The 22,848-nt window shown below is 69.9% G+C and carries 18 protein-coding genes and 1 pseudogene; 10 read left to right on the forward strand and 9 right to left on the reverse strand.

Translation table 11 applies throughout. From position 1 onward, the window contains the following. The 3 genes from AQJ91_RS53760 to AQJ91_RS24945 form a co-directional block, all read left to right on the forward strand. Positions 1-211, forward strand: a 211-nt coding sequence (locus AQJ91_RS53760; protein ID WP_234382904.1) for a hypothetical protein, incomplete at its 5' end; no start/stop codon positions are given. A gap of 362 nt (positions 212-573) precedes the next feature. Then, positions 574-1,089: a DUF6912 family protein gene (locus tag AQJ91_RS24940; protein WP_067025917.1), complete on the forward strand. Its 516-nt coding sequence runs from the start codon at positions 574-576 to the stop codon at positions 1,087-1,089. Between the two features lie 100 nt (positions 1,090-1,189). Continuing rightward, positions 1,190-1,858, forward strand: a complete 669-nt coding sequence (locus tag AQJ91_RS24945; RefSeq protein ID WP_067025919.1) for an HAD family hydrolase — start codon at positions 1,190-1,192, stop codon at positions 1,856-1,858. Between the two features lie 60 nt (positions 1,859-1,918). On the opposite strand, the gene AQJ91_RS24950 is transcribed toward AQJ91_RS24945, so the two are convergent. Continuing rightward, positions 1,919-2,485 (reverse strand): DJ-1/PfpI family protein, encoded by a 567-nt coding sequence (locus AQJ91_RS24950; RefSeq protein WP_067025921.1) that lies wholly within the window; start codon positions 2,483-2,485, stop codon positions 1,919-1,921. Positions 2,486-3,032: 547 nt separating this feature from the next. Between AQJ91_RS24950 and AQJ91_RS24955 the strand changes: the two genes are divergently transcribed. Next, positions 3,033-7,964, forward strand: a complete 4,932-nt coding sequence (locus tag AQJ91_RS24955) for an NAD-glutamate dehydrogenase (protein WP_067025924.1) — start codon at positions 3,033-3,035, stop codon at positions 7,962-7,964. 138 nt (positions 7,965-8,102) lie between these two features. Continuing rightward, a complete protein-coding gene (locus AQJ91_RS24960; RefSeq protein ID WP_067025926.1) occupies positions 8,103-9,578 on the forward strand; it encodes a hypothetical protein in 1,476 nt (491 codons plus the stop codon). Between the two features lie 201 nt (positions 9,579-9,779). On the opposite strand, the gene AQJ91_RS24965 is transcribed toward AQJ91_RS24960, so the two are convergent. The 4 genes from AQJ91_RS24965 to AQJ91_RS24980 all read right to left on the reverse strand — a co-directional run bounded on the left by AQJ91_RS24965 (position 9,780) and on the right by AQJ91_RS24980 (position 15,574). Next, positions 9,780-11,429, reverse strand: a complete 1,650-nt coding sequence (locus AQJ91_RS24965; protein WP_067025928.1) for a glycosyltransferase family 2 protein — start codon at positions 11,427-11,429, stop codon at positions 9,780-9,782. After that, entirely contained in the window at positions 11,426-13,615 is a 2,190-nt protein-coding gene (locus AQJ91_RS24970) for a CDP-glycerol glycerophosphotransferase family protein (RefSeq protein WP_067026179.1), read from the reverse strand. The genes AQJ91_RS24965 and AQJ91_RS24970 overlap by 4 nt, the downstream gene beginning before the upstream one ends. A 119-nt stretch (positions 13,616-13,734) precedes the next feature. Then, on the reverse strand, positions 13,735-14,649 hold the full coding sequence (locus AQJ91_RS24975) for an ABC transporter ATP-binding protein (protein WP_067025931.1): 915 nt from the start codon (positions 14,647-14,649) through the stop codon (positions 13,735-13,737). Next, the gene (locus tag AQJ91_RS24980) at positions 14,642-15,574 is read right to left on the reverse strand and encodes an ABC transporter permease (protein ID WP_067025933.1); all 933 of its coding nucleotides are present in this window, start codon (positions 15,572-15,574) and stop codon (positions 14,642-14,644) included. Before AQJ91_RS24980 ends, AQJ91_RS24975 begins: the two co-directional genes overlap by 8 nt. 324 nt (positions 15,575-15,898) lie before the next feature. Here AQJ91_RS24980 and AQJ91_RS24985 point away from each other — a divergent pair, with 324 nt between their 5' ends. The 4 genes and pseudogenes from AQJ91_RS24985 (at position 15,899) to AQJ91_RS24995 (ending at position 18,043) form a co-directional block, all read left to right on the forward strand. Then, entirely contained in the window at positions 15,899-16,537 is a 639-nt protein-coding gene (locus tag AQJ91_RS24985; protein ID WP_199848018.1) for a TetR/AcrR family transcriptional regulator, read from the forward strand. A 95-nt stretch (positions 16,538-16,632) separates the two neighbouring features. Continuing rightward, positions 16,633-16,755 (forward strand): annotated as a pseudogene (locus tag AQJ91_RS55965) (DNA-binding response regulator); the annotation flags it as partial. A gap of 104 nt (positions 16,756-16,859) precedes the next feature. Then, positions 16,860-17,216 (forward strand): glycine-rich domain-containing protein, encoded by a 357-nt coding sequence (locus tag AQJ91_RS24990; RefSeq protein ID WP_234382906.1) that lies wholly within the window; start codon positions 16,860-16,862, stop codon positions 17,214-17,216. Positions 17,217-17,566: 350 nt separating this feature from the next. Further along, entirely contained in the window at positions 17,567-18,043 is a 477-nt protein-coding gene (locus AQJ91_RS24995) for a class I SAM-dependent methyltransferase (RefSeq protein WP_324618027.1), read from the forward strand. Positions 18,044-18,083: 40 nt separating this feature from the next. Here AQJ91_RS24995 and AQJ91_RS25000 read toward each other — a convergent pair whose 3' ends face one another. Both AQJ91_RS25000 and AQJ91_RS25005 read right to left on the reverse strand, forming a co-directional pair. Then, a complete protein-coding gene (locus AQJ91_RS25000; RefSeq protein ID WP_067025937.1) occupies positions 18,084-18,290 on the reverse strand; it encodes a DUF397 domain-containing protein in 207 nt (68 codons plus the stop codon). Positions 18,291-18,301: 11 nt separating this feature from the next. Then, positions 18,302-19,114, reverse strand: a complete 813-nt coding sequence (locus AQJ91_RS25005) for a helix-turn-helix domain-containing protein (RefSeq protein WP_324618024.1) — start codon at positions 19,112-19,114, stop codon at positions 18,302-18,304. 247 nt (positions 19,115-19,361) lie between these two features. Here AQJ91_RS25005 and AQJ91_RS25010 point away from each other — a divergent pair, with 247 nt between their 5' ends. Then, a complete protein-coding gene (locus tag AQJ91_RS25010) occupies positions 19,362-19,781 on the forward strand; it encodes an ATP-binding protein (RefSeq protein WP_067025941.1) in 420 nt (139 codons plus the stop codon). Between the two features lie 283 nt (positions 19,782-20,064). Here the strand turns inward: AQJ91_RS25010 and galE are convergent, their stop codons facing one another. Together galE and AQJ91_RS25020 are read right to left on the reverse strand one after the other, a co-directional pair. Continuing rightward, positions 20,065-21,048 (reverse strand): UDP-glucose 4-epimerase GalE, encoded by a 984-nt coding sequence (gene galE, locus AQJ91_RS25015; protein ID WP_067025942.1) that lies wholly within the window; start codon positions 21,046-21,048, stop codon positions 20,065-20,067. An 81-nt stretch (positions 21,049-21,129) separates the two neighbouring features. Beyond that, positions 21,130-22,800 carry a glycosyltransferase family 2 protein gene (locus tag AQJ91_RS25020; protein ID WP_067025944.1) on the reverse strand — a complete coding sequence of 557 codons (1,671 nt, stop codon included), beginning with the start codon at positions 22,798-22,800 and terminating at the stop codon, positions 21,130-21,132. Positions 22,801-22,848: the final 48 nt, after the last annotated feature.

The raw sequence follows: 22,848 nt of genomic DNA on the forward strand, positions 1-22,848 counted from the left end.
TGCTGAGGAGCGGGGGCTGGTGGTTCGGGTGGTGGACGCCGTCGGCGGGCGGGTGTCCGTCGGGCGGGTGCGGGGGCCGGAGACGTTCGGAGAGCTCGGTGGGCGGCTGTCGGGGGAGGTCGTGCGGGTGGTGTCGTTGCCCGGGGCGCGGGGTGGGGTGCCGCCGGGGCGGCGTGTGTCGTGGCGGGACGGCGGGCGGGTGCCCGGGTAGTTCCGGCCTGCCCTGGTCATGACCTTGTTCATTGATGTCCCCGCTCCGTGGGCCCGAGTGATACCGGGCAGTAACTTGTGGTTGAGGATCTTGTACGGGGCGTGACGGGTGACGGCAAGCCGGCGGGACCCCGGAGCGGGGCAGCCGGAATGTTCACTTATCCGGGTGACGGAGGGGACCGGAAGCCAGTGCCGACGGGGGCATGGCGGGTGACTTCCGGGGCTCGGTGCTGACGCCTCCGAGGGTGTGGGCGGGGACCCGAAAGGGGACGCCCGCACGTATCCTGAAGGACCTCCGGGAGGCGCGGGAACGCCCTCCGCGGGGTCCTTTGCGGAGTCCCCCGAGTACGAAAGCGGTCAGCCATGCGCGTCTACGTCCCCCTGACGCTCCCCGGTCTCGCCGAGGCGTACAAGACGGGCGAGCTGGGGGCGGGGCCGCTCGTCGCCTACGCCGTCACGCCCGCGTTGCGCGAGTGGTACGTCTCCGACGACATCGAGGAGCTGGAGTACGCGGCGCTGAACCGGGCCGCGCTGGCCTCGCTGCGGCAGCTGGCGGCGGATCCGGCCGCGGCGCGGCGGCGCGTCGTGGTCGCCGTCGACGTACCCGACAAGGCGGCGGCCGCCGATCCCGACCGGGGGCTCGACCCGGCGGCCCTGGGCGAGGTGCGGATCGCCGACGGTGTGGTGCTGGCCGAGGCGGCGTCGGTGCATGTCGACGCCGGGGACGCGGAGGCGGACGTCGCCGCCGCGGCCGAGGCGTTGGCGGCGGCGGACGCCGGGGACGACGACGCGCAGTTCGTGGTGGACGGCGCCGAGGACCACGAGCTGCTCTGGTACGCGACCCAGGAGATCCCGAATCTGGTGGGGCTCGGGGGCTGAGTGGAGCGCTCCTGGTGCGCCTGAGGTTGTCCCCGAGCGCCAGTATCGCCTCTGACCTGTGGTTCTCTTGATTGTCAGTGGGGGCGGGTAGGTTTTTGGCATGGGGAAGCAGACAGGTGCGCACATTGTCTGGGACTGGAACGGCACGCTGTTCCACGACAATGACGCGATCATCGGGGCGACGAACGCGGCGTTCGCCGAGCTGGGGCTGGACCCGCTCACGATGGAGCAGTATCGGGCGCTGTACTGCGTGCCGGTGCCGAAGTTCTACGAGCGGTTGATGGGGCGGCTGCCGACCGAGGCCGAGTGGGAGGTCATGGACGAGACCTTCCACCGGTACTACGCCGAGCACCGGGTGCGGTGCGGGCTCACCGAGGGTGTCTCGGAGCTGCTCGTGGAGTGGCGGTCGGCAGGGCGCAGCCAGTCGCTCCTCAGCATGTACGTGCATGACGAACTGGTGCCGCTGGTGCGGGGGTTCGGGATCGAGGCGCACTTCATACGGGTCGACGGGCGGACCGGGCCGTCGGGCGGCAGCAAGGCCGAACACATGGTGCGGCACCTCGGGGCACTGGGCAGGGTGGACCCCGCTCGTACGGTGGTGATCGGGGACGCCGCCGACGACGCCGTGGCGGCGCGGCATGTGGGGGCGCGGGCGGTCCTGTACACCGGCGGTTCGCACAGCCGGGCCAGCCTCGAGGAGATAGGCGTGCCGGTGGTGGACACCTTGGGGGAGGCGGTCGCGGAGGCGGAGCGGCTCGCGGCGGCGTGACGGGGTGATCCCGTGACGGGGGCGCGGCGTCCGGTGCGCGCCGCGCCCTGGGGGACGAGGTCAGGTCACCGGTGCCTTCGCACGCAGGACCGTCAGGAACTCGCGCATCCAGCGGGAGTGGTCCGGCCAGGCGCGGGACGAGACGAGGGTGCCGTCGACCACCGCCTCGGCGTCCTGGAAGGTGGCGCCGGCGGCCTGCATGTCCAGTTCGAGGGCGGGGTACGCCGTGACGCGGCGGCCGCGGAGACCGTCGATCGCCGCGGTGAGCAGGGGGCCGTGGCAGATCTGGGCGACCGGCTTGTCCGCGTCGAAGAACGACTTGAGGATCTTGCGGAGCTCGGGGTCGTTGCGGAGGTACTCGGGGGCCCGGCCGCCGGGGATGACGAGGGCGGCGTACTGACCGGGGTCGACCTCGGCGAAGGCGAGGTCGGCGGGCCAGGTGTAGCCGGGTTTCTCGGTGTAGGTGTCGAAGCCGGGTTCGAAGTCGTGGACGACGAACTGGAGCTTCTTGCGGGTGGGGGCCGCGATGTGGACGTCGTAGCCCTCCTCGCGGAGGCGCTGGTAGGGGTACAGGACCTCCAGTGACTCCGCAGCGTCTCCGGTGACGATCAGGATTTTCGCTGTCATGTCGGCAACGTGCCTCTTATGGGAGGACTTGCCAAGGGGCCCCGCGCCGAGGACACACCTTTGGCCGACTGTGCGGACTGTCCCACCCCCGCCCGTTACGCCCACCTCGCCCTCTTCGCCCCTGTGCAGAACGTCAAAGTTCCACCCCTGGTTTTGTACACATACGGCTCATGACGGGCACCCGCTGAGGAGCGATAGCCTTGTGGCGTGATCAGCGCGATAGCTCGCGGGGGCATCGGTGCCCCTGCTCCGCGTCCGGGGACCACGGAATACATCCGTGGCCGGGCGGCGGTCGCTGGTCTTCGCGGGCGGGACGGGGCCGGATGGGCCCCGAGGATGCCGAGCGGCCCTCTGGCGTATGTGACGCAGAGAGCAGCGTCACACCCCCGGGGCGCCTCAAGATTGGCTCAGATATCCCCGCTCATCTCACCTCCCGGCATAGCGTCGAAGCAGACCGGACACCCCGCGTCGCGGCGTTACGCCGGAGGGAAAGAGACCGTACTTCCTTCTACGTCACGCAACGGCGCGCGACAGGAGCCAGAGGACAATGCAGACCAAGCTGGACGAAGCCAAGGCCGAGCTGCTCGAGAGGGCCGCCCGGGTAGCTGAGAACAGCCCGGTCGGGGGGAACCTACCGACTGGGACGACGGAACACGGCACCCCGGACCGGGACGCAGTGCTCTCGTTCCTCCAGCGCTACTACCTGCACACCGCCCCCGAGGACCTCAACGGCCGGGAACCGGACGACATCCTCGGAGCCGCCTTCTCGCACTACCGGTTGGCCGAAACCCGCCCCCAGGGCACTGCCAACGTCCGGGTCCACACGCCCACCGTGGAAGAGAACGGGTGGACCTGCAGCCACTCCGTCGTCGAAGTCGTCACCGACGACATGCCCTTCCTCGTCGACTCCGTGACGAACGAGCTGACGCGGCAGGGGCGCGGCATTCACGTCGTCATCCACCCCCAGGTCGTCGTCCGGCGCGACGTCACCGGCAAGCTCATCGAGGTGCTCCCCGCGCCGCCCGCCGGTGAGCTGCCGCACGACACGCACATCGAGTCCTGGATCCACGTCGAGATCGACCGGGAGACCGACCGCTCCGACCTGAAGCAGATCACCGGCGACCTGCTGCGCGTCCTGTCCGACGCCCGTGAGGCCGTCGAGGACTGGGAGAAGATGCGGGACGCGGCGCTGCGCATGGCCGACGAGCTGCCCACCGAGCCGACCGCGTCCGACCTGCCCACCAACGAGATCGAAGAGGCCCGCGAACTGCTGCGCTGGCTGGCCGCCGATCACTTCACCTTCCTCGGCTACCGCGAGTACCAGCTGCGGGACGACGACTCGCTGGCCGCCGTTCCCGGCACCGGGCTCGGCATCCTGCGCTCCGATCCGCACCATGCCAGTGAGGACAGCCACCCCGTCAGCCCCTCCTTCGAGCGGCTGCCCGCCGACGCCCGTGCCAAGGCCCGCGAGCACAAGCTGCTCATCCTCACCAAGGCCAACAGCCGCGCGACCGTGCACCGGCCGTCATACCTCGACTACGTGGGCGTGAAGAAGTTCGACGAGAACGGCGAGGTCGTCGGCGAGCGCCGGTTCCTCGGGCTGTTCTCCTCCGCCGCCTACACCGAGTCCGTGCGCCGCGTGCCCGTCATCCGCCGCAAGGTCGACGAGGTGCTGAGCGGCGCCGGGTTCTCGCCCAACAGCCATGACGGGCGCGACCTGCTGCAGATCCTCGAAACCTACCCGCGCGACGAGCTCTTCCAGACCCCCGTCGACGAGCTTCAGGCGATCGCCACGTCCGTCCTCTACCTGCAGGAACGCCGCCGGCTGCGGCTGTACCTGCGCCAGGACGAGTACGGCCGCTACTACTCCGCACTCGTCTACCTCCCGCGCGACCGCTACACCACCGGCGTACGCCTGAGGATCATCGACATCCTGAAAGAGGAACTCGGCGGCACCAGCGTCGACTTCACCGCCTGGAACACCGAGTCGATCCTGTCCCGGCTGCACTTCGTCATCCGGGTTCCGCAGGGCACCGAGCTGCCGCAGCTCAGCGACAGCGACAAGGAGCGCATCGAGGCGCGGCTCGTCGCGGCCGCGCGGTCCTGGGCCGACGGGTTCGCCGAGGCGATGAACGCCGAGCTCGGCGAGGAACGCGCCGCCGAGCTGCTGCGCCGCTATTCCAACGCCTTCCCTGAGGGCTACAAGGCCGACCACACCCCGCGCGCCGCGGTCGCCGACCTGGTGCATCTCGAACAGCTCACCGGAGAGAAGAACTTCGCGCTGAGCCTGTACGAACCGGTCGGCGCCGCACCCGAGGAGCGCCGGTTCAAGATCTACCGCACAGGCGCCGCCATCTCCCTCTCCGCCGTCCTGCCGGTCCTCAACCGGCTCGGTGTCGAGGTCGTCGACGAGCGGCCGTACGAACTGCGCTGCTCGGACCGGAGCGTCGCCTGGATCTACGACTTCGGCCTGCGCATGCCCCAGCCGAAGAGCGGCAGCGGCGACTACCACGGTGACGACGGCCGCGAGCGGTTCCAGGAGGCCTTCTCCGCCACCTGGACCGGCAAGGCGGAGAACGACGGCTTCAACGCCCTCGTGCTGAGCGCCGGTCTGGGTTGGCGGCAGGCGATGGTGCTGCGGGCGTACGCCAAGTACCTGCGCCAGGCCGGTTCCACCTTCAGCCAGGACTACATGGAGGACACCCTCCGCAACAACGTGCACACCACCCGGCTGCTCGTCTCCCTGTTCGAGGCGCGGATGTCGCCGGACCGGCAGCGCGCCGGGCACGAGATCGTGGACGCGCTGCTGGAGGAGCTCGACGCGGCCCTCGACCAGGTGGCGTCCCTCGACGAGGACCGGATCCTGCGGTCCTTCCTGACCGTCATCAAGGCGACCCTCCGTACGAACTTCTTCCAGGAGGCGGGCGGCGGACAGTCGCACGACTACGTCTCCATGAAGTTCGACCCGCAGGCGATCCCGGATCTGCCGGCGCCGCGTCCGGCGTACGAGATCTGGGTGTACTCGCCGCGCGTCGAGGGCGTGCACCTCAGGTTCGGCAAGGTCGCGCGAGGCGGCCTGCGCTGGTCCGACCGCCGCGAGGACTTCCGTACGGAGATCCTCGGCCTGGTCAAGGCGCAGATGGTGAAGAACACCGTCATCGTGCCGGTCGGCGCCAAGGGCGGCTTCGTCGCCAAGCAGCTGCCGGACCCGAGCGTGGACCGGGACGCGTGGCTGGCCGAGGGCATCGCCAGCTACAAGACGTTCATCTCGGCGCTGCTCGACATCACCGACAACATGGTGGCCGGCGAGGTCGTGCCGCCCGCGGACGTCGTCCGGCACGACGAGGACGACACGTACCTGGTCGTCGCGGCCGACAAGGGCACCGCGACCTTCTCCGACATCGCCAACGAGGTCGCGAACCAGTACAACTTCTGGCTCGGCGACGCCTTCGCGTCGGGCGGCTCCGCCGGTTACGACCACAAGGGCATGGGCATCACCGCCCGCGGCGCCTGGGAGTCCGTCAAGCGGCACTTCCGCGAGCTGGGCGTGGACACGCAGTCCGAGGACTTCACGGTCGTCGGCATCGGCGACATGTCCGGTGACGTGTTCGGCAACGGCATGCTGCTCAGCGAGCACATCCGCCTGGTCGCCGCCTTCGACCACCGGCACATCTTCATCGACCCCCACCCGGACGCGGCCACCTCGTACGCCGAGCGCCGCCGTGTCTTCGAACTGCCCCGCTCCAGCTGGGCCGACTACAACACCGACCTGATCTCCTCCGGCGGCGGCGTGTTCCCGCGTACCGCCAAGGCGATCCCGGTCAACGCGCACATCCGCGAGGCACTGGGCATCGAGGGCAAGGTCTCCAAGATCACCCCGGCCGAGCTGATGAAGGCCATCCTCAAGGCGCCGGTGGACCTGCTGTGGAACGGCGGCATCGGTACGTATGTGAAGGGCGCGGCCGAGTCGCACGGCGACGTCGGTGACAAGGCCAACGACGCCATCCGCGTCGACGGCGCCGACCTGCGTGTCAAGGTCGTCGGCGAGGGCGGCAACCTGGGCCTGACCCAGCTGGGCCGGATCGAGTTCTCGCTGCACGGCGGCAAGATCAACAGCGACGCCATCGACAACAGCGCGGGCGTGGACACCTCCGACCACGAGGTGAACATCAAGATCCTGCTCAACGGCCTGGTCACGGACGGTGACATGACGGTCAAGCAGCGCAACAAGCTGCTCGCCGAGATGACCGACGAGGTCGGCCGACTCGTTCTGCGCAACAACTACGCGCAGAACACCGCGATCGCCAACGCCCTCTCCCAGTCCAAGGACATGCTCCACGCCCAGCAGCGCTTCATGAAGCACCTGGTGCGCGAGGGCCATCTGAACCGGGCCCTGGAGTTCCTGCCCACCGACCGTCAGATCCGCGAGCGGCTCGGCGCCGGGCAGGGCCTGACCGGTCCGGAGACGGCCGTCCTCCTGGCGTACACGAAGATCACGGTCGCCGAGGAGCTGCTGCACACCTCGCTGCCGGACGACCCCTACCTGCGTGGCCTGCTGCTCGCGTACTTCCCGACCGAGCTGCGCGAGCAGTTCCCCGAGCACATCGACAGCCACCCGCTGCACCGCGAGATCGTGACGACCGTCCTGGTCAACGACACGGTCAACACGGGCGGTACGAGCTTCCTGCACCGCCTGCGCGAGGAGACCGGCGCCTCCCTGGAGGAGATCGTCCGCGCCCAGACCGCGGCCCGCGCGATCTTCCACTCCGCGGCCGTGTGGGACGGCGTCGAGGCGCTCGACAACCGGGTCGAGGCCGCCGTACAGACCCGGATCCGGCTGCACTCGCGACGCCTCGTCGAGCGCGGCACGCGCTGGCTGCTCAACAACCGGCCGCAGCCGCTGCAGCTCGCCGACACCGTCGCCTTCTTCGGCGAGCGGGTCGAACGGGTGTGGCAGCAGCTGCCGAAGCTGCTGCGCGGCGCGGACCTGGAGTGGTACCAGCAGATCTACGACGAACTGACCGGTGCCGGCGTCCCGGACGAGGTCGCCACCCGCGTGGCCGGGTTCTCGGCCGCCTTCCCGACGCTCGACATCGTCTCGGTGGCCGACCGTATGGGCCGGGAGCCGCTGGACGTCGCCGAGGTCTACTACGACCTCGCCGACCGGCTGCGCATCACCCAGCTCATGGACCGCATTATCGAGCTGCCCCGCGCCGACCGCTGGCAGTCCATGGCCCGCGCCTCGATCCGCGAGGACCTCTACGCCGCCCACTCGGCGCTGACCGCGGACGTCCTGGCCGCCGGCAACGGCACCTCGACGCCCGAGCAGCGCTACAAGGCGTGGGAGGAGAAGAACGGGGCGATCCTGGGCAGGGCGCGGACGACGCTGGAGGAGATCCAGGGCTCGGAGACGTTCGACCTCGCGAACCTGTCGGTGGCCATGCGGACCATGCGGACGCTGCTGCGGACGCATTCGTAGCGAACGTGCACTGAGATCAAGGGCGCCCCGGGCCGTTTCGGCCCGGGGCGCCCTTGTCGTGCGTTAGAGGGAATCGAGTGGAGGGTTCACCGTCAGCGGCTAAGGCTTATGACGTGACTGTGAACCTCTTCCAGCGTGATGCGCGTCGCGCTTAGGGCCGCGCCGGGGGCGGCCGGTGCGCTGGTTGTCGTACTGCTGCTTCTCGTGATCGTCCGGCTCCCCTGGGCCGGTGACCTCGGCATGCACGCGGCGACGATCGAACGGCTGCGGCACAGCCTCACGAACCCCGGGAATCCGCTCGTCGACGCGGACACGCCGAGTCCGTACTACTCGCCGTGGATGCTGCTGCTCGGCTGCCTCGCCCGGGTGACGGGATCCTCGGTCTTCGTCGTGCTGCGGATCGGTGCGCTGGCCGGGCTGGGGGTGCTGGTGACGGGCGTGTGGCGGTACGTCCGGACGCTCAGCGGGCATCGGGCCGCGCCTGCGCTGGCGGTGTTGAGCCTGGTGCTCCTGTGGGGGACGGCGCAGTTCTCGTGGAGTGGCTTTCTCGGGCTCAACTCGCTCGCGTTGACGGTGTCGTATCCGAGCGTGTTCGCGCTCGGGCTGGCCTTTCACTTCTGGGCCTGGCTGGCGGGGGCGGTGCGTGGACGGGAGGCCGGGTGGGGGGTGTGGCTGGGGCTCGGGGCGCTGTGGGCGGTGATTCTGCTGTGTCACCAGTTCACGGGGGTTGTGGCCTCGTTGGGGGCGTTTGCGACGGTGGTGGCTCTGGCTCAGTGGCGGGCTGGGCGGGTGGTGTGGGTGCGGCTGGGGGGTGGGGTGGTGGTGGGGCTGGTGGTGTTGTGGGTGTGGCCGTACTACGACTTCTTCGCGCTGTTCGGGGCGGGGGCGGAGCTGGAGTCGGTGCACCGAGGGCTGTACCGGGATCTGGCGGCGCGGTACTGGCTGGTGCTGGTGGGGGTGGTTGCTCTGGTGTTGCGGTGGCGGTGGGATCGGCGGGATCCGCTGGTGATCCTGTTCCTGTTGGGGGTGGTGGTGTTCGCGGTGGGTGGGGTGAGCGGGCACTACTCGTGGGGGCGTGTGCTGCCTGCCGCGCTGATTCCGGCGCAGCTTGCTGCGGCGCTGGCGATGGTCGAGGTTCGGGGTTCGCGGGGTTCGCGGGTGGCGTGGGCGTGGGTGGTCGGCGGGGCGCTGGTCCTGGGGGCGTGGACGCAGGCCGGGACGCTGGGGTACGTCGTCGGGCGGGGTGTGTTGCCGGGGGTGGTCGCGGCGAAGTACCGGGCGCCCTGGGTGGGCTACCACTGGATCACGCCGTGGGTGCGGTATGGGGACGTGGTTATGACGCGTACCTTGCCGGCGCGGCAGATTCCGGCGTACGGGGCGTACACGGTTGCGCCTGGGTATCCCGACTTCTTCCTGCCGGACGAGGGGCGGCGGGTGGCGGCGGTGCGGCGGTACTTCGCGGTGGGGACGGCGGGGAGTGTGCGGCGGGGGATTGTGCGGGCGTATGGGGTGCGGTGGGTGGTGGATCGAGGTGGGGGGCTGGTCGGTGGTGGGGGGTTGCGGGTGGTGGCTCGGGGGCCGGGTGGGCAGGTGCTGTACGCGGTGGTGCGGTAAGGGGCCGTGGCGGAGCCGCTGATGGATGGAGTCGCCCCCGCCGCCCCTACCCGTCCCATCACCAGGGGCTCCGCCCCTGCACCCCGCTGGGGCTGCCCGCCCCAGACCCCGCTCCGGCCCTGAAAGTGCCTTGTCCTCAAACGCCGGACGGGCTGAATGCTGCGCACCGGCGCTTGAGAGGTGCCGGGCGGGCTGGGAGATCTATCGCAGCGCGCTCCTCACCAGCCGTGCCGCTCTTCTTACCCTCGGTCGTGCGAGCCGGCGTACCACCGGGCGTACCAGCCTCGCCGTCGCGCCCACCGGCTGCCACCGGACCTGGAGGCGGCCCGGACCTCTGCCCTCCGGTTCGATGGTCAGCTGGTGTGGGGGGTGGTCGACTCGGGTGGTCAGGGGCGGGAACGTCAGGGGGGCCAGGAGTAGGCCCGTGTGGGTGAGGCCCTGTTGGGCGATGCGGAGTAGTGGGTGGCGCACGCCCGTGAAGCCCTGGAAGGGGAGGGACGCCGATGTGAGGTCCAGGTGGACCTGGCCCTCGAAGATGCCGGGGCGGACGGGGGAGAGTCGGAACGGGGCCGTCAGACGGCGTCGGCCGGGTGCGATCAGGAGGCTTGCGCGCTGGGGGCCTACGGCGAGGCGGAGGCCGGGGTCGTAGGTGCGGATCGTGAGGTCGAGGGAGGCGCCCGGGCCGCGCGTCATGTCCGTGATCTCGTGGCGGAACAGGGCGTGCGGGAAGGGGCGGGTGTCCAGGTCCAGGTCGGTGATGTCGAGTTCGCGGCGGGCCTCGTCCGTTGCCGGGAGGGTGTCGCCCCAGTACGGGCGTCCCTCCGCGTCTGTTGTCAGATGCCGCGGCGCCACTCCGCGGCCCAGGCCGCGCGCCGCCAGCCGGGCCTCCGGGAAGCGGCGGTCGCGGACCAGCTGGAGGACCACGCGTTCCGTGCGGGGGAGGCGGGTGTATGCCGCGGGGGTCAGCGTCGACAGGTAGGGGGTCATCAGGTCGGCGAAGGCGTTCAGCCAGTCGTCGGCCCGGTATGGCAGGTCGCCGGCGTACATCCGGAAGTCGTGCTTGAGGAACTTGTAGTCCTTGTCCTCGCGCAGTGCCCCGTGTCCGCTCTCGGCGAGGAAGTCGTCGATCAGGTGCTGGACGTGGACTCGGTCGCGGACGTTGGTGAGATTGTGGCGTTGGTTGGAGATCGACGCCGTGTGCGTGGCCGCGTACGGGGCGATGTGCCAGCGGTACACCGGCTCCGGGATGATCGTGAACTCCTTGGCCAGGCAGTACGCCTGCGCCGAGAACAGCTGGTCCTCGTAGTGGATGCCCTCGGGGAAGCGCAGGTCGTGGCGGTCCAGGAACGCGCGGGCGTACATCTTGCTGGTCGACAGGTGTTCGAAGAGCAGGCGCGGTTCCGACTCGATGCCGGTGACCGTGCGGCGCTCGGCGACCAGGTGCGGCATCCACGTCGTACGGCGGCCACTGTCCTCCCGTACCCGCTGCACCGCGCCCATCGCGAAGTCGATCTCGCGTTCGCGGTGTGCGGCCAGCAGCAGCTCGACGGCGTTGTCGGGGAGTTCGTCGTCGCTGTCCAGGAACATCAGGTACGGCGCCCGCGCGATCTCCAGCGCGCGGTTGCGCGGGGCACTGCAGCCGCCGCTGTTGCGGGGCAGGCGGAGGTGGCGGATACGCGGGTCCTGCGCCGCCAGATCCCTTGCCATTTGCGGGGTTTCGTCCGTCGAGTGGTCGTCGCTGATGATGATCTCGATGTTGGTGTGCGTCTGGCGGAGCAGCGATGCCACCGCTCTCGGGAGGCGTTCGGCGTCGTTGTAGACGATGACCGTGACGGTGACGTCGGGGGTCATACCGCCTCCTCGGGGCTCGGGGCCGGCGTGCGCGCCTCCAGCGGGAGTACCGGGGGCAGCGTCTCCTCGCTCTCGCCCAGGAACACCCGGCGTACGACGCGTTCGGCGGCGCGGCCGTCGTCGTACTCGCAGAAGCGGCGCCGGAACGCCGCCCGCGCCTTCGCCGCCGCCTCGTCGCGCCACGCCTCCGTGGTGAGGAGTTCCGTCAGTTCCTGCTGGGTGCGGGCGACCTGGCCCGGCGGCTCGGCCATGAGGTCGAAGTAGACGCCGCGGGTGGTGCGGTATGTCTCCCAGTCGTCGGCGTAGATGACGATCGGGCGGTCGAGGTTGGCGTAGTCGAACATGATGGACGAGTAGTCCGTGACCAGCGCGTCCGCGGCCAGCGCGAGGTCCTCGACGGGGTCGTAGGAGGAGACGTCGATGATCCGGCCCGTGCGGCGCAGGGCGGTCAGCGGGGATGGGGCGGCGTCGTAGAAGTAGTGGCCGCGGACCAGGAGGACCGTTTCCTCGCCGAGTTGTTCGGCGAGGGTGGCGAGGTCGAGGCGGGGGGTCCAGCCGGCTTCGTAGTCGCGGTGGGTGGGGGCGTAGAGGACGGCCCTGCTGGTCGGGGGGATGCCGAGGCGGTCGCGGATCGCGCGGATGTCGGCCGCGGTGGCCGCGTGGAAGACGTCGTTGCGCGGGTAGCCGTGGTCGAGAGAGGTGAAGCGGGAGGGGTATGCCCGCTCCCACATGCGGGTGGTGTGGCTGTTCGCGGAGACGCTGTAGTCCCACTTGTCGATGCGGGAGAGCAAGGCTTCGAAGTCCAGGCCCTTGGCAGCCGCCGGGTACTCCATCTGGTCCACGCCCATCCGCTTGAGCGGGGTGCCGTGGTGGGTCTGGAGGTGGATCGCGTCCGGGCGTTTGACGACGGCGTTGGGGTAGTTGACGTTGTTGACCAGGTACTTCGCCGTGGCCAGCGTCTCCCAGTAGCGGCGGGTGCCGGGGAGGACGTGGTCTGTGCCGGGTGGGAGCAGAGGCGCGTTCTCCGGCGTCACGACCCACACCTGGTGGATCTGCGGGGCCAGTTCGGCGAGCTTGGCGGCGATCGCGGCCGGGTTGCAGGCGACTCCGCGGTTCCAGTAGGCCGCGAAGACGGCCAGGTTGGGGTCGACCGGGCAAGTGAGTGCCCTGCGGTAGTGGTGGTCGAGGAGCCTGGCCGTCAGCTGGTGCTTGTGGGTGCGGGCCGCCGACTTCGCGGCCCGGCGGGTGCGGTTGGCGGTCTGGACCGCGCGGTATCTGGTGTACGCGTTCTGTTCGAGGAGCGTGCGGCGGATGCCTTCGAGGCCCGTGGGGTTCCGGTGCTCGGGTGGGCGGTGGCGTACGGCCGCCTCGGCCGCTCGGCGGAAGAACTCCCTGGCCACCGGGTCCGGCATCGGCGTCCGGACGAAGGTGCGCAGGCAGTCGCGGACCATCACGTCGTAGAGGACGGTGTGGGCGCGGTTCTCCGCCAGGAGCAGGAGCTTCTCGTAGCGGTCGATGAGGGCGTGGCGCTCATCGGGGGCGATCGGCGGGAGGCTCTCGGGGCGCAACTGCCGGGATTCGTAAGCCACTTGGTTCATGGCCGCCGTCTGGTCGGTCATGAGGAGGGCGGCGTACGCCGTGAACGCTTCGTCGGGTGAGGTGAGTTGCCGCTCGTGCTCCCTCCAGAAGGCGGCGCGCATCGCCCGGTTGCCCAGGATCGGGGTGACCCGCAGGGAGGTCGGGGCGATGTCGTCGAGGGGGTGGGCGGCGCGGCCCGCGCGGGCGAGCCTGCGGCCGTCGCCGGAGGGCAGCCCGGACGTCTGCCAGGTGGAGCGGACATGGTCGAACAGGAGCACGTCGGCCGTGTCCGGAAGCTCAGCGGTGCGCTCGGCGATCGTGCGCGGGCAGCCCGGGGGCAGGCCGTCCTTGGCGTGGACGAAGTGCAGCCAGCGGCCGGAGGCCCGCGCCGCCCCCGCCGAACGGGCCGCCGAGTCGGCCGTTCCGTCCGGCAGCGGGAGAACCAGCAGGTCGGGGGCGTACGCCTGCGCCGTCTCCTGCGCCCAGGCGCCCACCGCGGCCACGATCACCTCGACGTCGGGGTGCGGGTGGGCGGCCAGGGAGGCGAGGAGTCCGGTCAGGTGGTCCTGGGTGTTCGGCCCGTGGACGATGACGCTGAGCTCGGGCATCGCGGTGGACTCCTTCACCTCGGCCGGTCATGACTCCGCCCCTCGGTCATAGTTGCATTAAAGGGATGAACGGGTTAACCGTGGTTACGCCTCTCGAGGGAAGCCTCAGGAGGGAAGCCTCAGGAGGGAAGAGGCACCTTTGTGTCATTTGGTTCTGTTTGTGGCTGATTGGGTGGCCTGGGGGTGGGGGTGGGGGCTTTCGCGGCCGGCTTGGGCTTGGGCTTCGGCTTGGGGGCCTTGTCGCCGGTGAAGGCCTCGTATTCCTTGAGGACCTCGTCCGTCGGGCCGTCCATGCGCAGCTCGCCGCGCTCCAGCCACAGCACGCGGTCGCAGGTGTCGCGGATCGACTTGTTGTTGTGGCTGACCAGGAACACCGTGCCCGCGTGCTTGCGCAGCTCGCGGATACGGGCCTCGGAACGCTTCTGGAAGGAACGGTCGCCCGTCGCCAGCGCCTCGTCGATGAGCAGGACGTCGTGGTCCTTGGCGGCGGCGATGGAGAAACGCAGCCGGGCCGCCATGCCGGAGGAGTACGTGCGCATCGGGAGGGTGATGAAGTCGCCCTTCTCGTTGATGCCGGAGAAGTCGACGATCTCCTGGTAGCGCTCCCTGACCTGCTCACGGGACATGCCCATCGCGAGGCCGCCGAGGTGGACGTTGCGTTCGCCGGTGAGGTCGTTCATCAGGGCCGCGTTGACGCCGAGGAGGGAGGGCTGGCCGTCCGTGTAGATACGGCCGTTCTCCACCGGGAGGAGGCCGGCGACCGCCTTGAGCAGCGTGGACTTTCCGGAGCCGTTGGTGCCGATGAGGCCGATGGCCTCGCCCCGGTACGCCACGAAGGAGACCTTCTTGACGGCGTGCACCTTGCGCACGCCCGCCGCCTGCTCGGCCTGCTTGCGGCGCAGGATGCGGTTGAGGGCGGCGGTCGCGGAGCCGCGGCCGCCTCCGGTGCCGTTGACGCGGTAGACGATGTCGACGGTGTCGGCGATGACGGTGGGGATCTGGGTGTTCTGGGCGTTCTTGTCGTTCTCAGCCACGGCCGTACGTCTCCTCAGCCTTCCAGAAGTAGATGAAGCCGCCGACTCCGGCGAGCAGTGCCCAGCCCGTGGCGATCAGCCACACATGGGTCGGCAGCTGGTTCGCGTGGAAGCTGTCGATCAGCGCGAAACGCATCAGGTCGATGTAGACGGCGGCTGGGTTCGCCTGCAGTACCGGACCCACCCAGGACGGCAGGTCACGGTGGTCGGCGAGCACCCTGTCGAGGCTCCACATCACGCCCGAGACATACATCCAGGTACGTAGCACGAACGGCATCAACTGCGCGATGTCCGGCGTCCTCGCGCCCATCCGGGCCATGATCATCGCGACGCCGGCGTTGAAGGTGAACTGCAGCACCAGGACCGGGACCGCAAGTAGCCAGGACGCGGCGACCGGCACGCCGAAGCAGAGCAGGATCACCACCAGTGCGGCCATCGAGAACAGCAGCTGCTGGAGCTGCTGCAGCGCGAACGAGATCGGCAGCGCCGCCCGCGGGAAGTGCAGGGCCCGCACGAGGCCCAGGTTGCCGGAGATCGCCCGGGTGCCCGCCATGATCGAGCTCTGCGTGAACGTCCAGACGAACACGCCCGTCACCAGGAACGGTACGTAGTCCGGCACACCGTGCTTGGTGCCGAGCAGCACGCCGAAGATGAAGTAGTACACCGCCGCGTTCAGCAACGGGTTCATGACCTGCCAGAGCTGGCCCAGCTTCGCCTGGCTGTACTGGGCGGTGAGCTTGGCGGTGGCGAAGGCGGTGATGAAGTGCCGGCGCGCCCACAGCTGTCGGACGTACTCGGGCAGGGAGGGGCGGGCGCCGCTGACCGAGAGACCGTGCCGGGCGGCGAGCGCCCTGAGGTCGGTCCCGGTCCCGGTCTTGGCCGGGGCGGAGGTCGTCGGGGGCGGTGTGTGGAGGACCTGGCTCACATCCGCTGCTTTCGTCGGGGAGGGGGTGCGTGCGTGCGTTCGGCTGTCGGGTCGTCCGCGGTCCGGCGTTTCCTTGCTGTTCTCTTCGCGTTCTCTTACGTCGGGACGGGACCGTATCGTCGCAACGTGAGCGTAGGCCGATCAGGCGTCGGAACGCAACCGTATCGTCGTGACGTTGGCGGGTTTTGGGGCGGACGGGACGGCGGGCGGCACCGTCTCGTCGTGACGCCCCCGATGTGCCCTCAGCGCGGCCCCGGCGTCAGGGCGCAACCGTCCCGTCGTCACGTTTTGCGTGGGGACGGGACCGTATCGTCGTAACGCCCTATGCTGGTCCGCATGACGACCAACGCCGACCAGCCCCAGACGCGTCCGCGCCGACGGGCCCCCGCCGGGGCGGCCGTACTCCGCGAGGATGTGACGGAGGCCATCCGGGCGGCAGTCTTCGAGGAGCTCGCGGCCGTCGGCTACGCACGGATGTCGATAGAGGGGATCGCGCGCCGCGCGGGCGTCGGCAAGACCGCCGTCTACCGTCGCTGGCGTTCCAAGCTGCACCTCGTCCTGGACCTGGTCTCGGCGATCGCCGTGCAGGGCCTGCCCGCGCCGGACACCGGCTCCCTGGAGGGCGACCTGCGGCTGCTGTACGAGGTGACCTCGCGCGCCCTGCGGCACCCTGTGGCCTCGCAGATCATCCCGGACCTGCAGGCCGAGGCGGCCCGCAATCCCGAGATCGACGAGGCCCTGCAGAAGGCCCTGCGGGAGGGTCAGGAGGGCGTCGCCAACAAGATCATCGTCGCGGCGGAGCAGCGTGGCGAGCTGCGCCTGGGCTTCGACGACGAGCTGGCCCTCGACATGATCTCGGGCCCCCTGTACTGGCGCTCGGTGGTGATCCGCAGCCGGAAGCTGCCCAAGGGGTACCTGGATGCCTTGGCCCGGGCCACCACACAGGCCCTCAAGGCGCTGTGAGTAAGCTGCGCGCACCGACCGCCGTTTGACCGAGCGCCGTTTGATCGAAGTGGCGTCGCCGTACGGACGACGACCGGAGTAGAGGCGGAACTGCCGTGGGAGTCGTGATCGCCGAGGACAACGCCCTGCTGCGCGAGGGCCTCGTCCTCCTGCTGACGTCGGCCGGGCATGAGGTCGTGGCCGTCGCCGGCACCGGACCCGAGGTACTGCCCGCGCTGCGACGCCTTGGAGGGCAGCATGACGGCAGCAGTGGAGACCAAGGTTCGGAAACCCCCGGGACTACGTCAAGCGTGAGGTGTGGGACCGGGAGATCCAGCTCCTGATGCGGGATCACCCCGTGGACGAGGTGATGGCCAACCGGCTGTTCGGCGCGGCGGTCTCGTACCTGATCACGGCCATGGAGAAGTGGGGCCAGGGCCTGGAGATGTGCTGTGGCCAGCTGGTCGACCTGGCGGTCCACGTCTTCATCCTGGACACGAAGAACTACCGCGAGTTCTGCGCCGAGCACTTCGGCGGCAAGTTCCTGGAGCACATCCCGGAGATCGAGTTCAAGTACGACGGCTCGGTGGAACGCACCGCACAGATCATCGCGGACGCGGGCTTCGACGTGGACTGGAAGCTCTGGGAACGGGACCACGGGAAGTGCGGGCCGTGCAGTCCGGGATCGAACTGCCACTGATCCGAACTGGTCGGGCCCGGGGCGTCACGCACACTCCCGGGCCCTTCGCGTGTGCATCCGGTGAGGTGGTGTCATTCACCCACGCGCGGGAGGGAGCGCCGGTACGGTGTCCAGCTCAAGGGACACCGTCACTCCACCCTCCTGAGGAGTTTCATGCCCCACGCGCCCATGACACCGGCCGAATACTGGGACAAGTACAAGCCCTATAAGGGAGAGGGAACCCAACCGACCCCGCAGGCCGACCGGTTCGACTGGACGCAGTACCCGGGCACGGTCCCGGTGCCGAGGTCCTCGGCCGTCCTCGCCGCGCTCTGGAGCTCGGGCCGGCGGAGGGCAAGGAAGCAGCCCACCTGGCCTGCCAGGGTGTTGAGGTGACCGGCATCGACTTCTCCCCTGTCCAGGTCGAACGAGCCCGTGCCTGGTGGAGGGGCACTCCCGGGATGTCCTTCGTCCAGGGCGAGGCCTGCGCCTGCCTCTCGTCGACTCCCGCGGAGTACGACGCGATCTATTCGGCCTGGGGCGCCGTGTGGTTCACGGACCCCGAGGACCTGTTCCCATGTGTCTATAAGCGCCTGGCTCCTGGCGGGGTCTTCGCCTTCTCCCAGGCCGAACCGGTCGCCGGTTCCTACGGCCCTCAGCAGATGCGGGGCAAGTGGCTCGAAGGCCGTGAGCGCGAGCTGACCGTATTTCGCTGGCAGTACGCCCCGGAGACGTGGGCGGACATCCTCAAGCGGCACGGCTTCACCGACATCGACGCCCAGGTCTTCAAGGCACCGGAACCGGGGAACCTGGGCACGCTCATGGTGCGCGCCCACGCCCCTGCATAAGGAGTTCGTCGGCTCGGGGCGAGATGGGGCGGTGAATCGGTCATCCGGTCAGGTTGCTGCTGTTCTTGACTGTGGTCAGGAGGGCGTGCAGGGCGGTGCGGTTGGTGGTGAGGACGGCGGTGGGGGTGTCGCTTTCGCGGAGTTGTATGGAGGTGGGGGATGCGGTGGGTAGGGCGAGTTCGACGCATTCGTCGCCTGTGCCGCCGCCTGAGAAGGACGACTTCTGCCAAGCGAGGGGCGTGGTCATGGGGGCACCTTTCAGAGTTCCTGGAGCATGTGGGTGATGAAGTCCCGGGATTCGGCCGGCTTCAGGGCCGAGCCTGTCAACCTGTCGTATCGCTTGCGGTGTTGCTTGAGTAGCGGCTCAGCATCGAAGAAGACGCTGCCGTGCCCGGTTTCGGCCTGCACGGTGTCCAGTTGGGGAGCGGGGCCGTGCACGTAGTACATCGAGTGCCCGGCGCCGGCGAAGTCTTCGGCGGCGAACGGCAGGACGCGCACGGTCACATGGTCCAGCTCCGAGCGCTCAAGGATGCGCTCCAACTGCGCGTGGGCTGTTTTGCGGCCGCCGACGAGAATGCGCAGGGCTGCTTCGTGGATGATCGCTTCGTACGGAGTCGCAGGTGAGTCTGTGATGATGTGCTGGCGGCGCAGCCGGAACGCCACATAGGCTTCCAGGTCCTGAGGCGTCAGCTCCGGGGATGCGTAACGGAACGCGGCTCGCATGTGCTCCTCGGTCTGCAACAGGCCGGGAACGTGCGCCATTTGAAAGGTCTGGATGCGCACAGCGTGGTGCTCCAGCTCTGCCAGGTTGAGGCCGACGGGGACGATGACGCCGCGGTACTCCTCCCACCAGCCTTTGCCTCGCTCCAGAGTCATCGCCACCAGCGCGTCGATGTATGCGGAGTCGTCACAGGCGCAGTGCCTGGCCAGGCGCCGGATGCGGTCCTCGCTGATGCCGCTGCGGCCGGTCTCGACGTGGCTTTGGTGCATGGGGCTTGAGCTGAGCATCGCGGCTGCGGCTCGCGCGGTGATGCCCGCTCGTTCGCGCATCTTGCGCAGCTCGGCGCCCAATCGCTCCTGCCGATAGGTGGGGTTGCTCCTGGGCGGCATCTGTGGCGTCCCCCTGGTCGTTCCAGCGTACGAGTGTGCCGAGCAAGCATGGCACGGGTCACCCGCAGGGTCGGCATCTTATGGCTATAGGTTGCCCCGGCTATAGCTTGTGACCTACCTTCGGTGATGCAGGCGGCACTCTCCGTTGCGAACGGCATCCGTCTGCCTCAACTCACCTGTGCCCCCGGCGACTTGGAGCTGATCCCCCATGCCCGAATACAGCCTCCGTATCCCCTCCCACGCCACCTCCCCCCGCATCGCCCGCGACTTCGTCACCTCCGTACTGCACGCGCAGCGACTCGGCGCCATCGTGGGCGACGCGGCGCTTTGCGTCTCGGAGCTGGTCACCAACTCCTGCGTCCACGCGGGCGGAACCGGCGCCGGGCTCCTCCTCGTCACCAACCCGGTCGGCGTGCGCGCAACGGTCTTCGATGTGGACGTGACCCTGCCCGCCATGAAGGAGGGGTACGACCCTGAGAGTGGGCGCGGACTGTGGATCCTCGACTCGCTGACCAAGGGGCGTTGGGGAGCCGAGAGGGGTGGGTGGCGGACCGGGCGCCGGGGTGAGGCTGGGAAGGGCGTCTGGTTCGAGCTCGGGGCACCCGGCCTGTCCGGGGACGGTCGATGACGACCAGGGACGCGCTGCGCGAGGGTCATCGAGCGGCATTCACCGCGCGCGGCTCGTCTGCATGAGGCCGAGCGGATCTCCCAGGACGGCACCGTCGGGGAAGTCGCGTTCCGTGCCGCCATGGCGGCGATCAACGGGATTCTGCGTGAGGCCGAGCAGGAGATCGGGGATTGAACGGTCAGGATGCGCCGGTTCCGGGGAAGGACCCGGCTTGGATGGACTTCGAGCCGCCATCGGGCGGGCGTCGGTGGCAGCTCGGAGTCGGTGAGGTCGGCGAGGCCGCTCAGTCGCGAGCCGCCTCCGGATGCAGCCGGACCCAGCCCTCCCACGCCGACGTGATCATGTCCTGGACGTCGTGCTTGGCCTTCCAGCCCAGTTCGGCGGCGATGCGATCGGCGGAGGCGACGACGCGGGCCGGGTCGCCGGGGCGGCGTGGGGTGACCGTCGGGGGGCGGTCGTAGCCGGTGACGGCGTTGATGCGGTCGATCATCTCGCGGACCGAAACGCCTTCCCCGCGGCCGATGTTGAGGGTGAGGTCGCGGCCGGGGGTGGTCTTGAGGGCGTGGGCCGCGGCTACATGGGCCTCCGCCAGGTCGACGACGTGGATGTAGTCGCGGACGCAGGTGCCGTCCGGTGTCTCGTAGTCGTCGCCGAAGATGCGCGGGGGTGCGTTCTCCGTCAACTTCTCGAAGACCATGGGGATCAGGTTGAAGACGCCCACGTCCGCGAGCTCGGGGGCCGCCGCGCCGGCCACGTTGAAGTAGCGGAGCGACGCCGTGGACAGGCCGGTGGCGCGGCCCGTCGCGCGGACCAGCCACTCGCCCGCCAGTTTCGTCTCGCCGTACGGCGACATCGGCACGCAGGTGGTCTCCTCCGTCACGAGGTCCACCCCGTCCGGCATGCCGTACACCGCCGCCGACGACGAGAACACGAAGGACGGCACCTCGGCCGCGGTCACCGCCTCCAGGAGGACGCGCAGGCCCTCGACGTTCTCCCGGTAGTAGTGCAGCGGCAGGTCCACCGACTCGCCGACCTGCTTCTTCGCGGCCAGATGCACGACGCCGGTGATGCCGTGGTCCGTGAGGGCGCGGGCGACGCGCTCGCCGTCCAGGGTCGAGCCCACGACCAGCGGAACGCCGTCGGGGACGCGCTCGGCGATGCCGGTGGACAGGTCGTCGTAGACCACCGTCCCCTCGCCCGCCTCGGTCATCGCCCGTACGACGTGTGCCCCGATGTAACCGGCGCCGCCGGTGATCAGCCAGGTCATGTGCGGCCGTCCCCTCGTCAGTTGGCCCGTGATGGTGCGTGGTGTGCGGTGTGCGGTCGGATGTCGTTCTTGGTGCCGGTATCAGTGAAGCAGGCGGCGGAGTCTGCCGCGGACCACTGACATAACACCCCGTAAACCCGGGGCTACACGCAGTGCCAGCGCGCCCGAGTGGGTGGCGTACGGCTGCACGAGCAAGACGGCGTGCCGGGCGCTCACCACGGCGCGGCGACGCAGCAGACCGGCGCCCGTGACCGCGCGCGTCGTGGTCTCACGCTGCGCGCCGTCGGGAAAGCGCACGCGCAGGCGCAGATCCCACGTGCCCGCGCCGAGCGCGCCCAACGCGCCGAGATCGACGGTCGTCTCGGCCACCCAGGTGCCGTCGACAGAGGCCACGAGAGGGACCGGAGGGATGGGAGGGACGGAAGGTGCTAGAGGGAAAGGAGGGGCGAAATTCACCCGTGTGTGGCCCTCGCCGGTGCCCCCGCCCTCCCGGCGCCGCCACTCCACCTCCAGCTTCTCCGGGCCGGCCTGCGTCACCCTGTCGTACAGGTCGTACAGGCGCAGCCGGAGGCAAGCGGTGCCACGCGCGCGTAGGCGCAGTTCTGCGTCCACGGCGAGGGGGAGGAGGTTGATGGGGCGGGTGAGCAGGGGGTCCAGAGTGACCTGGGGGAGGTCGTCCGACCAGACGGGCGTTCCGCCGGGGGCGTGCGCGTACGGCGGGAGGAGGCGCGCGGGGCGGGACGCGAGCTCCCTGAGGCGGGGCAGGTCGCGCGGCTCGGGGGAGGCCAGGATGACGCGCCCGATGAGACGGCCGGGCGCGGTGGGGTGGTGCGTCCAGTCGGCCGCGTCGTACTCCGCGAGGTATGCCCGAGTGTGCGCCCACCACGCGCGCCGGTAGTGCACATCGCGCAACCCCAGCTCCCGCGCGTACATCCGCAGCTCGTGGTCGAGGAACTTGGCGCGCGCCGCCCGTGCGAGCCCCTTCTGCCCGGCGCCCAGCAGGATCTCGTACGCCAGCCGGCACGCCGCCGTGCGCGCCTGCCAGTTGGCGATGCCCGCGCGGTCCAGGGAGATCGACAGCTGCCCGGCGGACCGGCGCACATGCCACACGTACACCCGGTCCGGGACGAGGGCGATGCGCGGCCCGGCGGCCAGTACACGTGCGGTGAAGACGAGGTCCTCGTAGGGGAAGCGCCCTTCGGGGAAGCGGATGCCGTGCGCGCGCAGGAAGTCGATGCGGTAGAGCTTGTTGACGCAGAGCGTGTCGTGGACCAGGCGTGGGCGCTGTGCGGGGTGTGCGATCACGGCGTGCGCCGTGTAGAGCGACGCCTGCCACAGCACTTCGAGCCCCTCGGGCAGCTCGCGCCGCACGCACAGGCCGCTCACCACCTCCGCGCGCGCCCCCGTGGCCGCCGTGAGCAGCGCGTCCACGGCGCCCGACGGGAGGACGTCGTCGCTGTCCAGGAACATCACATACGGCGCCGTCACCCGGTCGAGCCCGGTGTTGCGCGGGCTGCCGCAGCCCCCGCTGTTCACCTGGCGCCGGACCACCTTCACGCGCGGTTCGGTCGCGGCGAGGCGGCTGAGGAGGTCTGCGCTGCCGTCCGTCGAGTGGTCGTCGACGGCGATGACCTCGTGGACGGCGGGGCCCTGGGCGAGCGCCGAGCGGACGGCGGTCGTGACGTGGGCGGCATCGTTGTAGCCGATGACGATGACGCTGACGGTGCCGACCTGCGGGGCGGGTGGGTGCATGAGGGCCACGTTCCGGAAGAGGGCGGGGAGGGGGCCGGTTCACTCGGA

The organism is Streptomyces dysideae, from assembly GCF_001514305.1.
Taxonomy (GTDB): domain Bacteria; phylum Actinomycetota; class Actinomycetes; order Streptomycetales; family Streptomycetaceae; genus Streptomyces; species Streptomyces dysideae.

Excerpts from the sequence above, each read along its gene's own strand:
- AQJ91_RS24940 (WP_067025917.1), top strand. The coding sequence starts at position 574 with ATGCGCGTCTACGTCCCCCTGACGCTCCCCGGTCTCGCCGAGGCGTAC.
- AQJ91_RS24945 (WP_067025919.1), top strand. The coding sequence starts at position 1,190 with ATGGGGAAGCAGACAGGTGCGCACATTGTCTGGGACTGGAACGGCACG.
- AQJ91_RS24950 (WP_067025921.1), bottom strand. The coding sequence starts at position 2,485 with ATGACAGCGAAAATCCTGATCGTCACCGGAGACGCTGCGGAGTCACTG.
- AQJ91_RS24955 (WP_067025924.1), top strand. The coding sequence starts at position 3,033 with ATGCAGACCAAGCTGGACGAAGCCAAGGCCGAGCTGCTCGAGAGGGCC.
- AQJ91_RS24960 (WP_067025926.1), top strand. The coding sequence starts at position 8,103 with ATGCGCGTCGCGCTTAGGGCCGCGCCGGGGGCGGCCGGTGCGCTGGTT.
- AQJ91_RS24965 (WP_067025928.1), bottom strand. The coding sequence starts at position 11,429 with ATGACCCCCGACGTCACCGTCACGGTCATCGTCTACAACGACGCCGAA.
- AQJ91_RS24970 (WP_067026179.1), bottom strand. The coding sequence starts at position 13,615 with ATGCCCGAGCTCAGCGTCATCGTCCACGGGCCGAACACCCAGGACCAC.
- AQJ91_RS24985 (WP_199848018.1), top strand. The coding sequence starts at position 15,899 with ATGCTGGTCCGCATGACGACCAACGCCGACCAGCCCCAGACGCGTCCG.
- AQJ91_RS24990 (WP_234382906.1), top strand. The coding sequence starts at position 16,860 with ATGCGGGATCACCCCGTGGACGAGGTGATGGCCAACCGGCTGTTCGGC.
- AQJ91_RS25000 (WP_067025937.1), bottom strand. The coding sequence starts at position 18,290 with ATGACCACGCCCCTCGCTTGGCAGAAGTCGTCCTTCTCAGGCGGCGGC.
- AQJ91_RS25010 (WP_067025941.1), top strand. The coding sequence starts at position 19,362 with ATGCCCGAATACAGCCTCCGTATCCCCTCCCACGCCACCTCCCCCCGC.
- galE (WP_067025942.1), bottom strand. The coding sequence starts at position 21,048 with ATGACCTGGCTGATCACCGGCGGCGCCGGTTACATCGGGGCACACGTC.
- AQJ91_RS25020 (WP_067025944.1), bottom strand. The coding sequence starts at position 22,800 with ATGCACCCACCCGCCCCGCAGGTCGGCACCGTCAGCGTCATCGTCATC.